This window comes from Streptomyces sp. NPDC029044, from assembly GCF_040637495.1.
Classification (GTDB): domain Bacteria; phylum Actinomycetota; class Actinomycetes; order Streptomycetales; family Streptomycetaceae; genus Streptomyces.
This window is the reverse complement of the sequence record NZ_JBEZWN010000001.1, coordinates 1-12917: the sequence shown is the minus strand read 5'-3', so window position 1 is coordinate 12917 and position 12917 is coordinate 1. Positions and strand designations below refer to the sequence as shown.

At 72.9% G+C, this 12917-nt stretch carries 12 protein-coding genes; 10 read left to right on the top strand and 2 right to left on the bottom strand.

Features of this window, described 5'->3' with window-relative positions; genetic code table 11:
- Nucleotides 1-32 precede the first annotated feature (32 nt).
- Complete coding sequence (locus tag AB0E85_RS00060) at nucleotides 33-617, top strand: hypothetical protein (protein ID WP_361920831.1); 585 nt, start codon at nucleotides 33-35, stop codon at nucleotides 615-617.
- A gap of 372 nt (nucleotides 618-989) precedes the next feature.
- Here AB0E85_RS00060 and AB0E85_RS00055 read toward each other — a convergent pair whose 3' ends face one another.
- The gene (locus AB0E85_RS00055; protein ID WP_361920829.1) at nucleotides 990-2363 is read right to left on the bottom strand and encodes a diaminopimelate decarboxylase; all 1374 of its coding nucleotides are present in this window, start codon (nucleotides 2361-2363) and stop codon (nucleotides 990-992) included.
- Between the two features lie 127 nt (nucleotides 2364-2490).
- Between AB0E85_RS00055 and hutU the strand changes: the two genes are divergently transcribed.
- The 5 genes from hutU to AB0E85_RS00030 all read left to right on the top strand — a co-directional run bounded on the left by hutU (nucleotide 2491) and on the right by AB0E85_RS00030 (nucleotide 8374).
- Complete coding sequence (gene hutU / locus AB0E85_RS00050) at nucleotides 2491-4155, top strand: urocanate hydratase (RefSeq protein ID WP_361920827.1); 1665 nt, start codon at nucleotides 2491-2493, stop codon at nucleotides 4153-4155.
- Nucleotides 4152-5369, top strand: a complete 1218-nt coding sequence (locus tag AB0E85_RS00045) for an allantoate amidohydrolase (RefSeq protein ID WP_361920825.1) — start codon at nucleotides 4152-4154, stop codon at nucleotides 5367-5369. Before hutU ends, AB0E85_RS00045 begins: the two co-directional genes overlap by 4 nt.
- Nucleotides 5360-6712, top strand: a complete 1353-nt coding sequence (locus AB0E85_RS00040) for a formimidoylglutamate deiminase (RefSeq protein WP_361920823.1) — start codon at nucleotides 5360-5362, stop codon at nucleotides 6710-6712. Before AB0E85_RS00045 ends, AB0E85_RS00040 begins: the two co-directional genes overlap by 10 nt.
- Entirely contained in the window at nucleotides 6709-7986 is a 1278-nt protein-coding gene (gene hutI / locus AB0E85_RS00035) for an imidazolonepropionase (protein ID WP_361920821.1), read from the top strand. The genes AB0E85_RS00040 and hutI overlap by 4 nt, the downstream gene beginning before the upstream one ends.
- Before the next feature lie 67 nt (nucleotides 7987-8053).
- Nucleotides 8054-8374 carry a hypothetical protein gene (locus AB0E85_RS00030; RefSeq protein ID WP_361920820.1) on the top strand — a complete coding sequence of 107 codons (321 nt, stop codon included), beginning with the start codon at nucleotides 8054-8056 and terminating at the stop codon, nucleotides 8372-8374.
- A 95-nt stretch (nucleotides 8375-8469) separates the two neighbouring features.
- Here the strand turns inward: AB0E85_RS00030 and AB0E85_RS00025 are convergent, their stop codons facing one another.
- Entirely contained in the window at nucleotides 8470-9396 is a 927-nt protein-coding gene (locus AB0E85_RS00025) for an RNA polymerase sigma factor SigF (protein WP_033312019.1), read from the bottom strand.
- 239 nt (nucleotides 9397-9635) lie between these two features.
- Between AB0E85_RS00025 and AB0E85_RS00020 the strand changes: the two genes are divergently transcribed.
- The 4 genes from AB0E85_RS00020 to AB0E85_RS00005 all read left to right on the top strand — a co-directional run bounded on the left by AB0E85_RS00020 (nucleotide 9636) and on the right by AB0E85_RS00005 (nucleotide 12814).
- Nucleotides 9636-10013: an STAS domain-containing protein gene (locus tag AB0E85_RS00020; protein ID WP_361920817.1), complete on the top strand. Its 378-nt coding sequence runs from the start codon at nucleotides 9636-9638 to the stop codon at nucleotides 10011-10013.
- 243 nt (nucleotides 10014-10256) lie between these two features.
- Complete coding sequence (locus tag AB0E85_RS00015; RefSeq protein WP_361920815.1) at nucleotides 10257-10811, top strand: ATP-binding protein; 555 nt, start codon at nucleotides 10257-10259, stop codon at nucleotides 10809-10811.
- A 252-nt stretch (nucleotides 10812-11063) separates the two neighbouring features.
- Nucleotides 11064-11765: an LPXTG cell wall anchor domain-containing protein gene (locus AB0E85_RS00010; protein WP_361920813.1), complete on the top strand. Its 702-nt coding sequence runs from the start codon at nucleotides 11064-11066 to the stop codon at nucleotides 11763-11765.
- 59 nt (nucleotides 11766-11824) lie between these two features.
- Nucleotides 11825-12814, top strand: coding sequence for a hypothetical protein (locus AB0E85_RS00005; RefSeq protein WP_361920811.1), 990 nt, complete (start codon nucleotides 11825-11827; stop codon nucleotides 12812-12814).
- Nucleotides 12815-12917 lie beyond the last annotated feature (103 nt).

The window sequence follows — 12917 nt, the reverse complement described above, 5'->3', positions numbered from 1 at the left end:
CCGAGGCTTCGGAGACCGGACGGAGGCTGGACGTGACGCGCGGAGGACAGGGACTGGCCAGGGTGGCCGTCGTCGTACGGGCGGGGGCGGCCCCGCTGTGGTGGCTGGGCGTGCTCGCGGCGGGCATCGGCCTGCCGGCGCCGGGCCTGACCGGACGCCGCATCGGCGTCCTGGCCGGAGCGGCCCTCTTCGTCCTGGCGGCGGCCGCCGTGGCCGGTGGTCGCCGCAAGCGCTACGCGGCCCTGGCCGCCGCCGCGTCCAAGGCCGGCAGGCACGACGTACTCCAGGACCGCGCGGTCACGGTACGCAACTGGCGCCGGGGCCACCGCTGGTGGCTTCTGCTCGCCTTCCTCGCCGCCCTGGGCAGCGCGTTCGCCGCCCCGGCCGCCGGCGGCATGCTGCTGGCCGGCTGCGGCGTCGGCCTGTGGCTGAAGTCGGCCTGGCTGGGCCGCCGGGAGCAGGCCGGTGAAGCGCTGCTGTGGGTCCGCGTGGACTGGCTGCGCGATGGTGCGGCCCACCCGGCCGGCAAGCGGGTGAAGGCGTACCGCAGCACGGGCATCGCAGCGGGGGACGCGGCACCGGGAGGCGCCCGGAGGAAGTCGCCGACGCTGGTCTGACCGAGCGACGGGCCGCCGCCCCAGGGGGGCGCGGGGAGCTGCGCGGCAGGCCACGACGTTCGCGCGGCCGAAACCGGGGTCTTCCCAGGGCGCTCGCGTCACCCGGCGGTGGCGTGCGCACCCAGGGGCGCGGGGAACTGCGCGCCAGGCCACGACGTTCGCGCGGCCGAAACCGGGGTCTTCCCAGGGCGCTCGCGTCACCCGGCGGTGGCGTGCCCACCCAGGGGCGCGGGGAGCTGCGCGGCAGGCCACGACGCACCCGCGGCCGAAACCGGGGTCTTCCCAGGGCGCTCGCGTCACCCGGCGGTGGCGTGCCCACCCAGGGGCGCGGGGAACTGCGCGGCAGGCCACGACGCACCCGCGGCCGAAACCCTATGGAACCCCCCACCCCGCCCGCGTCAACGCAGCCACCTCCGCCCCACCCGACTCCGCGACGACTTCCTCCACGGTCTGCGCCCGCCGCACCACCGCGAAGTGCCCGCCCGGCCCGAACCCGTACACCCCGGGCCGCACCAGCGAGTTGTAGCCGTAGTGGTGCGCGAAGTAGTACGCCCCGGTGTCCAGCGCCGCCGCGTAGTCCCCCTGCTCCAGCAGCGGCATGGACCGGCCCTCCGCCAGCAGGTCCCCCGCGAAACAGGCCGGCCCCGCGACGTCCTGCACGACGACGGGCCCCTGCTTCGGCCGCCCCTTCGCGTCGTACGCGGCGATGCGCAACGGCCAGCTCCCCGGCGCGTACACCGTCCGCGCGGCCACCTGCACCCCGGCATGCGTCACCGCCACGGCCCGCCCGCCGGAGGTCTTCGCGTACTCGACGCGCGCCACCACCGTCCCGTGCTTCGCCAGCAGGGACCGTCCGAACTCGGTGACCAGCCCGTACCGCCCGTCGAGCAGCCCCGGCACCTCCCCGGCCAGCAGCCGCGCGTACTGCGCGTACGTCGGGGTCGTCGCGTCCGACGCGAAGTTCACCGGCAGGCCGCCGCCGATGTCGAGCGTGTCGACCTGCCGCCGCCCGGCCCGCCGGTTGATCTCCTCCGCGAGCGCGTACGTCTCCGCCACGCCCCGCGCCATCAGGGCCGGCGGGATCCCCTGCGAGCCGGTGTGCGTGTGCAGGCGGGTCAGCCACGGCCGGTCCAGATATGCCTGGACGACCCACTCCCGGGCTCCCTCGTCGCGCAACGCGACCCCGAACTTGGAGGTCGCCGTCGCCGTGGACAACGCCTCGATGGAACCGCCGCCGACCTGCGGGTTCACCCGGATTCCGAGAGGGGAGCGGCCGGCCCCGGACCGCATGAGGGCGTCGATGCGGTCCAGCTCCTGCGGATTGTCGGCGTTGACGGCGATGCCCAGGGCCAGCGCCTCGCGCAGCTCGGCCGGGGTCTTCGCGGGGGAGTCGAGCACCGTCATCTCCACCGGCATGCCCGCCGCCCGCGCCAGGGCCAGCTCACCGGCGCTCGCGACCTCCGCGCCGACCCCCTCCTCCCGCAGCAGCCGCAGCACCGGCACCAGCGGGGTCGCCTTCACCGCGAAGGCGTGCAGCACGGGCGTGCCCGGCGCCACCACCGCGGCGAACGCCGCCCGTAGCTCCGCCGCCGACTCCCGGATACCGGTGACGTCCAGCAACCCGACGATGGGGCCGGCGGGCCCGAGCAGCCCTTGCTCCACGGCCGCCCGCACCGCCTCGTCCCGCCGGGCCGCCCGCCCGGCTGCGTCGTCGCCCGCCTCTTCCGCCTCGATGTGTGCGCCCATGCGTCCAGCCAAACATCCTCGGCACCGCCGCGCCGACGCCCCGACGTATTGACTAGCCCTATTCATGAGTCCAGGATGTGAATAGAAGCAGCAACATTCCGCCGGGAGCACCCACCCAGGAGGCACCATGTCAGGACCCCGCCCCGTCCGAGCGCCGCGCGGCACGGAACCGAGCGCCCTGGGATGGCAGCAGGAAGCGGCCCTGCGGATGCTGCACAACAACCTCGACCCGGAGGTCGCCGAGCACCCCGACAAGCTCGTCGTCTACGGCGGCACCGGCAAGGCCGCCCGCGACTGGCGCTCCTTCGACGCCATGGTGCGCACGCTGAAGGGGCTGAAGCAGGACGAGACCATGCTGGTCCAGTCCGGCCGCCCCGTCGGCGTCATGCAGACCCATGAATGGGCCCCGCGCGTCCTCATCGCCAACTCCAACCTGGTCGGCGACTGGGCCAACTGGGAGGAGTTCCGCCGCCTCGAACAGCTCGGCCTGACCATGTACGGGCAGATGACCGCCGGCTCCTGGATCTACATCGGTACCCAGGGCATCCTCCAGGGCACCTACGAGACCTTCGCCGCCGTCGCCGCGAAGAAGTTCGGCGGCTCGCTGGCCGGCACCATCACCCTCACCGCCGGCCTCGGCGGCATGGGCGGCGCCCAGCCGCTCGCCGTGACCATGAACGACGGCGTCGCGATCTGCATCGACTGCGACCCCCGGGCCATCGACCGGCGCATCGAGCACCGCTACCTGGACGTGAAGGCCGACTCCCTGGACCACGCGCTCCGGCTGGCGACCGAGGCGCGCGACGCCCGCCGTCCCCTCTCCATCGGCGTCCTCGGCAACGCGGCCGAGCTGGTGCCGCAGCTCCTCGCCATGGGCGCCCCCATCGACATCGTGACCGACCAGACCTCGGCCCACGACCCGCTGGCCTACCTGCCGCTCGGCACCGCCTTCGAGGACATGGCCGACGCCGCCGCCAAGGACCCGGCCGGCTTCACCACCCGGGCCCGCGAGTCCATGGCCCGGCACGTCGAGGCCATGGTCGGCTTCATGGACGCCGGCGCCGAGGTCTTCGACTACGGCAACTCCATCCGGGGCGAGGCCCAGCTCGCCGGATACGACCGTGCCTTCGCCTTCCCCGGCTTCGTCCCCGCCTACATCCGCCCCCTGTTCTGCGAAGGCAAGGGCCCCTTCCGCTGGGCCGCCCTGTCCGGCGAGGCCTCCGACATCGCCAAGACCGACAAGGCGATCCTCGATCTCTTCCCGGAGAACGAGTCCCTGGCCCGCTGGATCAAGATGGCCGGCGAACGCGTCCACTTCCAGGGCCTGCCCGCCCGGATCTGCTGGCTCGGCTACGGCGAGCGGGACAAGGCCGGCGAGCGGTTCAACGACATGGTCGCGAGCGGGGAACTGGCCGCGCCGGTCGTCATCGGCCGCGACCACCTCGACTGCGGCTCCGTCGCGTCCCCCTACCGGGAGACCGAGGCCATGCTCGACGGCTCCGACGCGATCGCCGACTGGCCGCTGCTCAACGCCATGGTGAACGTCGCCTCCGGAGCGTCCTGGGTTTCGATCCACCACGGCGGCGGCGTCGGCATGGGCCGCTCCATCCACGCCGGCCAGGTGACGGTGGCCGACGGCACCCCGCTCGCGGGCGAGAAGATCCGCCGGGTGCTCACCAACGACCCCGGCATGGGCGTCATCCGGCACGTCGACGCCGGATACGACATCGCCGAGTCGGTGGCGGGGGAGCGGGGCGTGCGCGTCCCGATGCGCGAGGGTGACGGCGCGTGAGTTTCCACAGCATGTGGGCGGAGCTGCTGCCGGTCGGCCGCAGCTCCGCTTCCGGCGGCTACCGCCGCTTCGCCTGGACGGACGCCGACGCCGACTGCCGCGCCTGGTTCGAGGACCAGGCCCGTGCACGGGGCCTCTCCCACGAGCTCGACCGGAACGGCAACCAGTGGGCCTGGCTGGGCGACCCCGCCGAGGGCGACGCCGTCGTCACCGGATCGCACCTGGACTCCGTGCCGGACGGCGGCGCCTTCGACGGGCCCCTCGGAGTCGTGTCCGCCTTCGCCGCGCTGGACGAGCTGCGCGACAGGAACGCCCGCTTCACCCGCCCCCTCGCCATCGTGAACTTCGGCGACGAGGAGGGCGCCCGGTTCGGGCTCGCCTGCGTCGGGTCCCGGCTCACCGCCGGGCAGCTCACCCGCGAGCAGGCGCACCGCCTCACCGACGGCGACGGCGTGACACTGCCCCGGGCCATGGAGGCGGCCGGATACGACCCGGACGCCATCGGGCCGGACCCCGAACGGCTCGCCCGCATCGGCGCGTTCGTCGAACTGCACGTCGAGCAGGGCCGGGCCCTGGACCTGTCCGGCGACCGGGTCGGCATCGCCAGCGCCATCTGGCCGCACGGCCGGTGGCGGTTCGACTTCCGCGGCGAGGCCAACCACGCCGGCACCACCCGCCTCGCCGACCGTCGCGACCCCATGCTGTCCTACGCCGAGACCGTCCTCGCCGCGCGGCGCGAGGCCGAACTCGCGGGAGCCGTCGCCACCTTCGGCAAGATCGCCGTGGAGCCCAACGGCGTCAACGCCGTCCCCTCCCTGGTGCGCGGCTGGCTCGACTCCCGTGCCGAGGACCAGACGCGCCTCGACACCGTGGTCGGCGGCATCGAGAAGGCGGCCCGCGGCTACGCGGACGCCCACGGCATCGACCTCGACGTCGTCCGCGAGTCCTTCACCCCCGTCGTCGAGTTCGACCACGCCCTGCGGGACGAACTCGCCCGCATCCTCGGCACGGACACCGGCCTCACCGTCCCCGTCCTCGGCACCGGAGCCGGACACGACGCCGGGATCCTGTCCGGGAGCATCCCGACCGCCATGCTGTTCGTGCGCAACCCCACCGGCGTCTCCCACTCGCCGGCCGAGTCCGCGAGCGAGGACGACTGCGTGGCCGGGGTACTCGCACTCGCCGACGTACTGGAAGGACTGGCGTGCAGGTGACGACAGCAGCCCCGCGGACGTACTGGCTGGAGCACGCCTGGCTCGGTACCCATGTCGAGCCGGGCGTGGCCCTCGACGTCGCGGACGGCCGCATCACCGCCGTCCGCCCGGACACGGCCGCGCCGCCCCCCGGTGCCGAGGTGCTGCGCGGACTCACCCTTCCCGGCCTGGCCAACGCCCACAGCCACGCCTTCCACCGCGCCCTGCGCGGCACCGTCCAGGTCGGCTCCGGAACCTTCTGGACCTGGCGCGAGGTCATGTACGCCACGGCCGCCCGGCTCACCCCGGACCGCTACCACGCCCTCGCCCGCGCCGTGTACGCCGAGATGGCCCTGGCCGGCATCACGGCCGTCGGCGAGTTCCACTACGTCCACCACGCCCCCGGCGGCACCCCCTACGCCGATCCCAACGCCATGGGCGAGGCCCTCATCACGGCCGCCGCCGAAGCCGGTATCCGCATCACCCTCCTCGACACCGCCTACCTCTCCTCCGGCTTCGGGCAACCGCCCACCACCCAGCAGCTCCGCTTCTCCGACGGGGACGCCGAGGCCTGGGCCGTACGCTCTTCACTTCTCAAGGAACGGGATCACGCACGGATCGGCGCGGCGATCCACTCCGTACGGGCCGTGCCCGCCGACCAGCTGGAGACCGTCGCACGATGGGCCGAGGAGCGGGGAGCCCCGCTCCATGTGCACCTGTCCGAACAGACCGCCGAGAACGAGGCCTGCCGGGAGGTCCACGGCTGCACCCCGACCCAGCTCCTCGCGCTGCACGGCGTCCTCGGACCGCGCACCACCGGAGTCCACAACACGCACCTCACCGCCGAGGACATCTCCCTCATCGGCGGCAGCGGCACCGGCACCTGCATGTGCCCGACCACCGAGCGGGACCTCGCGGACGGCATCGGACCTGCCGTCGCCCTCCAGAACGAAGGCTCACCGCTCTGCCTCGGCTCCGACAGCCACGCCGTGATCGACCTGCTCGAAGAGGCACGGGCCATGGAGCTCGACGAGCGGCTGCGCACCCGCACCCGAGGTCACTGGACGGCGGCGGCCCTGCTGCGGGCGGCCTCGGCCGACGGCCACGCGGCCCTCGGCTGGGACGGCGCGGGCGCCCTGGAGCCCGGCGCGCTCGCCGACTTCACCACCATCGCGCTCGACTCGGTCAGGACTGCAGGGCCGCTTCCGCGGCTCGGGGCCGAGGCGGCCGTATTCGCCGCGTCGGCAGCGGACGTGTCGCATACGGTCGTGGCAGGACGGCACGTCGTACGGGACGGGGTGCACTCCCTCGTACCGGATGTGCCGAAAGCCCTCGCGGACGCCGTCGCAGCCCTGCGCGGATGAAGCCGCAGAAGCCGGGCAGCGAACCCGCCCCCACCGCCGACCAGGCCACCAAGGACGCCATGAGCAACGCGACGACCGTCAGCCCCGCCCACTCCGCGAGCACCGCAAGCACGCTCATCACGAACATCGCAAGCCTGGTCACCAACGACCCCTCCCTCGGTGACGGTTCCCCCCTCGGACTGGTCCAGGACGCGGCCGTCGTCATCGAAGGCGACCGCGTCGTGTGGACCGGTGATCACAGGAAAGCACCCGCCACTGACAATCGCGTCGACGCGGGCGGGCGGGCGGCCCTGCCCGGCTTCGTGGACTCCCACTCCCACCTCGTGTTCGCGGGCGACCGGACGCAGGAGTTCAACGCCCGCATGTCCGGGCGTCCCTACAGCGCGGGCGGCATCCGCACCACCGTCGCGGCCACCCGCGCGGCGAGCGACGAGGAACTCGAGGCCAACGTCACGCGTTACCTCGCCGAAGCCCTCCGCCAGGGCACCACCACCCTCGAGACCAAGTCCGGCTACGGCCTGACCGTCGAGGACGAGGCCCGCGCCCTGCGCATCGCCGCCGCCCACACCGACGAGGTCACCTACCTCGGCGCGCACATCGTCCCGCCGGACCACGCCGAGGACCCGGCCGGCTATGTCGCCCTGGTCACCGGCGAGATGCTCGACGCCTGCGCCCCGCACGCCCGCTGGATCGACGTGTTCTGCGAGCAGGGCGCCTTCGACGGCGACCAGGCCCGCGCGATCCTCACCGCCGGCAAGGCCCGGGGCCTGCACCCCCGCATCCACGCCAACCAGCTCTCCTACGGCCCCGGCGTGCAGCTCGCGGTCGAGCTCGACGCCGCCAGCGCCGACCACTGCACCCACCTCACGGACGCGGACGTGGACGCCCTGGCCGGCAGCCGCACCGTCGCCACCCTGCTGCCGGGCGCCGAGTTCTCCACGCGGGCCGAATGGCCGGACGCGCGGCGGCTGCTGGACGCCGGGGTCACGGTCGCGCTGTCCACGGACTGCAACCCCGGCTCGTCCTTCACCTCGTCCGTGCCGTTCTGCGTCGCCCTGGCGGTACGGGACATGGGGATGACCCCCGACGAGGCCGTGTGGTCGGCCACGGCGGGCGGCGCGGCGGCCCTGCGGCGCGACGACGTGGGCCGTCTCACGCCGGGTGCCCGGGCGGACCTGACGCTCCTCGACGCCCCGAGCCACGTCCACCTGGCCTACCGCCCCGGCGTTCCGCTGGTGAGCGGGGTGTGGCGGCGAGGACGGCGGATGGTGTGATCACCGGCCCGGGATAATACGGTGCCGCCGTCGCGGGACGGCCGGCATCACCGGAGGGCGGGGACGGATGGCGAAGCACTGGTCGGCACCACTCGTGGTGAACCTGCTGCTCGGGATACCGGGCGTGGTGCCGTTCTGGCTGCTGTGGTACTTCGTGGCGAACGGGCCGCTCGCCGCGGCCGGCTGGACCACGCGGGAACCCACCGAGAACGACGGCATGGCCCTCTGGCTCGTGATCGTGATCCCTGTCGTCACGCTGTACGGTCTGCTCTGGTGGCTCGCCAACCTGCCGCTACGGCGCAGGACGGCGCTCGCCCCGCACACCTACTGGCTGCTGAGCCTGACCGCCCCGCTGCTCCCGACGGCCGTGCTGTTCCTCAACTCCTGAGACGCGGCGGAACCTCCGCGGCACCACCGGGGACACGCGCCTGGGGGCGGGCCGTGCGGCCCGCCCCCGAAGGACACGTTCACCCGGGTCGGGGATCACTCCTCGACGGTCAGCCCCTTGCGCAGCCGCACCAGCGTCCGCGACAGCAGACGCGAGACGTGCATCTGCGAGATGCCGAGCTCTTCGCCGATCTCCGACTGGGTCATGCCGGCGACGAACCGCAGGGACAGGATCTTGCGGTCGCGCGGCGGCAGTTCGGCTATCAGCGGCTTCAACGACTCGACGTACTCGATGCCTTCGAGTCCGTGGTCCTCGTAGCCGATGCGGTCCGCGAGCGCGCCCTCGGAGTCGTCCTCCTCAGGCTGGGCGTCCAGCGAGGAGGCGGTGTAGGCGTTCGACGCGGCCATGCCCTCGACGACCTCGTCGTTGGAGAGTCCGAGGCGTTCGGCCAGCTCGGCCACCGTGGGGGCGCGGTCGAGCTTCTGGGCCAGTTCGTCACCGGCCTTGGCCAGGTCGAGCCGCAGCTCCTGGAGCCGCCGCGGAACGCGCACGGACCACGAGGTGTCGCGGAAGAAGCGCTTGATCTCGCCGACGATCGTCGGCATCGCGAACGTGGGGAACTCCACACCGCGGGACAGCTCGAAGCGGTCGATCGCCTTGATCAGGCCGATGGTGCCGACCTGGATGATGTCCTCCATCGGCTCGCTGCGGGAGCGGAACCGGGAGGCGGCGAACTTGACCAGCGCGAGGTTCAGTTCGACGAGCGTGTTGCGGACGTACGAGTACTCGTGGGTCCCTTCCTCCAGCGTCTCCAGACGCTCGAAGAGGGTCTTGGACAACGCCCGGGCGTCGACCGCGTCGACTTCCTCGTACGGGGGGATGTCCGGAAGTCCGGCGAGAAGGCCGTCCTGTGTGACGAGCATCTCGTCCTGCTCGATGGGATCCAGATGTTCCGGAGGGGGTGTCGACGTCGCTTTCTGGGTACGCGATGCGTCGAGCCGGGGTGACATGATGTCCTCCATCGTTCTCGGCATATGGCTGCCGGAGCCGTTAGGTGCACTGCGGTGTGCGGCGCCTCCAAAGCCGGCCGTGGTCGGGTACGTGTACTTACTAGGCCTACCCGCTTTCCCGAGCCCACCGCAAGTGCGTTCTGTGGGCATATGTCCGTTTGTGTGTAGTTGTTCGGGTGTCGAAGCGTGCTGGGAAGGCGTAGTGTTCGAGGGCGTCAGCAACCACCTCGACGTCGGGAGAGAGAGACGGCATGGACCGCGGGACGGTCGGCAGCGCACAGTCTGGCCGGCTTCTGGTGGAGGTGCGGGAAGAGGGCTCTAGTGCCGTCGTGACCCCGGCGGGTGAGTTGGATCACCACACCGCCGATCTGTTGCGTGAGCCACTCGAGGACTGCCTCGCCAAGGGATTCAAGCGCCTGGTCATCGATTGCGCGCGCCTGGAGTTCTGTGACTCCACAGGGCTCAACGTGCTTCTCGGGGCGCGGCTGAAGGCGGAGGCCGCCGGTGGCGGCGTCTCACTCGCCGGCATGCAGCCGGTGGTGGCACGCGTATTCGAGATCACGGGTGCGGATGCGGTCTTCAGCGTCCATGACTCGCTTGAGGCGGCCCTGGCCGAAGAGTCGGGCTGACCGGCGGTGTGTCGGTGCGCGGCACCTCGGACATCCCCCTGTGACCGGTGTGTCGGTCCCGTCACGTCATTCGTGCGGAATACATGGGTGTTCCGCTCGCCCGCCAGGGCAGGAGACATCCTGAACCTGTCGGTCGCCAGGGTGGCGGGGGTGCCGCAGAACCGCCCTGCCGCGCCCGGCGTGACCGACCGTGTAGTGAATCTTTTGAATCGTGAACTGGTGAATCGGTGAGGTGAAGCGCTGATGAGCACCACCCGGCCTTACTCGCCGGGCGACCGCGGGCCGGAGCCCGACGGCGCTTCCGGGGCGTCCGAGGGTGGCGTAGCGGCGGCCGGTGCGTCCGGCGAGGGCGCGGGTGCGTCGTCCGGGGCCGTGGCGCCGCCAGGGGGTCCGCAGGTGCGCCGGCTGAGCTTCGAGGACGAGAGCGGCGTCGTTCCGCTGGCCCGCGACTTCACCCGCCAGGCGCTGTACGCGTGGGGCTGGCTGCCCGCCGCCTCCGCCGATCAGCGGGCCGCCGCCGAGGACGTGCTGCTGGTCGTCTCCGAGCTGGTCACCAATGCCTGCCTGCATGCCGAGGGGCCGGACAACCTGCGCATCACCTGCGACAACAAGGTGATCCGCGTCGAGGTCACGGACCGGGGCACCGGCCAGCCGGCCCCCCGCACCCCGCACCGTGCGGGTCGCCCCGGCGGTCATGGCATGTTCATCGTCCAGCGTCTGTGCCTGGACTGGGGGGTCGTCCGTACGCCGGGAGTGTCCGGCAAGACAGTGTGGGCGGAACTGGGTGCACCTGCCTGATATCGGGCAGATTTCTCACTTCCTGGCACTCCTTACTTCATCCGGACATATCGGCGCGATTGCGTGCATATCTGTCCGCTCCTGTGTGCGCCTGTCGGATTTCCGGTCCGGTGCGGGCACCCGCGGTGCGTCCGAACGGGTGACCTTCCGCCGCGGATCCGCCGTGCTCTGTGTCTTCCTTCCTCAAGGCCCCGGGCGTACCTTGACGGCCCTATCTGATGCGCCGTCAGGAACAGGAAGGGGAGCGGCACCGTGTCGTACCGGAAACGAACCGCCGTGCTCGCGTCCGCCGCGGCCCTGGCCGGCTCGGCGGTGTGGATGGCCGCCCCCGTCGCCCGGGCCGAGGTCGTCGACGTCAACTACCAGTGCAAGACGCCGATCGGTGACAAGAGTGCCGTTTCGCCCATCGACATCAAGGGCGTCAGGAGCGGCGGCGGCTACCGGATCACCATGTCCTGGCAGAAGGGCGTCTCCTCCAGCCCGGTCGAACTGGGCAAGGGCGCGATGACGCCGAGCGCCACCATCGCCCTGGGTGGCGCCGACAGCGGCACCCTGTCGGTGACCGGCCCCGCCAACGACGCCGCGATCCCGGCCAACACGCCCATCAAGATCAGCGACCTGAGCGGCACGTACACGCCGAAGAAGAGCGGTGAGGTCACCTTCACGGCCGGTGTGCTCACCATCAAGGCGCTCGGCACGACGACCACGTGCACTCCGACGAACGACCCGGGTCCGTCCCTCACCCTCGACGTCACGGCCGCGAGCGGCGGCGGCACCACCGGCTCCGCCCAGGGCGGCGGCTCCGGCCCGGACAGCGGTGCCGGACTTCCGCAGACCGGGCCCGAGGACTCGGCCGTCGCCCTCGGCACCCTCGGCGGCACGGTCCTGCTCACCGGAGCGGCGGGTGCCCTGTGGCTGACCCGGCGTCACCGGGAGGCGAGGGCGGGCCGTTGACCGCCGCACGCCCTCGCCGGCAGGTGCACCGCTGAGCGCAACGACCGCTGGAGCCGCCGATGCCGCCCGCCGTCCGTCCTACGCACGGGTCACTGCCGGTTCTGCTCGCGCTGCTGCTGGTCCTGGCCGGTGCCGGGCCCTCGGAGGCGGCCGAGCGGCCCGTGGTCGAGCTGTCCGCGTCCCAGGCCGGGACGGGCGGTTCGGTCACCGTCAGCGGCAGCGGCTGGCGGCCCCGTGCCCTGCTGACGCTGCTCGTGTGCGGGCAGGCCGAGCCGAAGCGGGGGGTGACCGGCGGCACCAACTCCTGTGCCAACGCCGACGGCCGGGCCGTCACCACCGACACGGAGGGGCGCTTCCGCCGTGAACTGCCCGTCGTCGAGCCGCCGGTGCCGTGCCCCTGCGTGGTGCACGCGGCGACCGTGACGGGGGCGGGGGCCGAGGCCGACGCCGCTCTCCAGGTCGCCGGGCACGCCGTCGAACCGCTGCCCGCGGACGCGGCCGGCGGCCGGCTGTCCCTGCTCGCGGACACGAGGCTGCGGGGCTCCGGCGGTCTGCTCACCTGGTTCGGCTCCCCGCCCGCCCGGACGCTCGTGGTCACCGTCGGCAACGTCGGCACGTCCCCCGTGCGCGACCCGGTCTTCCGGGTCGGCACCTCGCACGGCGTGTTCGCCCCCGAGTGGCAGGACCAGCGGTGGCGGGGCACGATCCGGCCCGGCGGCAAGGCCCGTGTCGAGCTGCCCGTGGAGCTCGCGGCCGGGGCGCACGGCGACTACACCGTGACACTGAAGTACGGCGGCAAGGTGCTCGCCGAACACCCCTGGGGCGTGGGCCGCCCGTGGGGCGTGGCGCTGTTCTGGGCCCTCGTCCTGCTGGTCGTCCCCGCGGCGCTGTTCCGTGCCGCCCTGGCCGTGGTCGACCGCGTGCACCCGCGCCGCCCCGGCCACGCGGCCCGGCCGGCCCGCCGTATGCGGCTGCCCGCCGTCCGCAAGGCCTCGGCCCCGCCCTGGTTCGCCCCGGAAGCCGACCGGTCCGAGGCGCGTGGGCCGTGACCGTGCGCGCCATGACGAAGGGCCGCCGCACCCCCGGGGGCGGGGGCCCGTCGGATCAAACCCGTGGCCCGTGTCAGCGGACGTCGCCCATCAAGGCTTTGGT

What these genes read in the sequence shown, in the direction of transcription:
- AB0E85_RS00055 (WP_361920829.1), bottom strand. Translation starts at nt 2,363, where the DNA reads ATGGGCGCACACATCGAGGCGGAAGAGGCGGGCGACGACGCAGCCGGG.
- hutU (WP_361920827.1), top strand. Translation starts at nt 2,491, where the DNA reads ATGTCAGGACCCCGCCCCGTCCGAGCGCCGCGCGGCACGGAACCGAGC.
- hutI (WP_361920821.1), top strand. Translation starts at nt 6,709, where the DNA reads ATGAAGCCGCAGAAGCCGGGCAGCGAACCCGCCCCCACCGCCGACCAG.
- AB0E85_RS00030 (WP_361920820.1), top strand. Translation starts at nt 8,054, where the DNA reads ATGGCGAAGCACTGGTCGGCACCACTCGTGGTGAACCTGCTGCTCGGG.
- AB0E85_RS00025 (WP_033312019.1), bottom strand. Translation starts at nt 9,396, where the DNA reads ATGGAGGACATCATGTCACCCCGGCTCGACGCATCGCGTACCCAGAAA.
- AB0E85_RS00020 (WP_361920817.1), top strand. Translation starts at nt 9,636, where the DNA reads ATGGACCGCGGGACGGTCGGCAGCGCACAGTCTGGCCGGCTTCTGGTG.
- AB0E85_RS00015 (WP_361920815.1), top strand. Translation starts at nt 10,257, where the DNA reads ATGAGCACCACCCGGCCTTACTCGCCGGGCGACCGCGGGCCGGAGCCC.
- AB0E85_RS00005 (WP_361920811.1), top strand. Translation starts at nt 11,825, where the DNA reads ATGCCGCCCGCCGTCCGTCCTACGCACGGGTCACTGCCGGTTCTGCTC.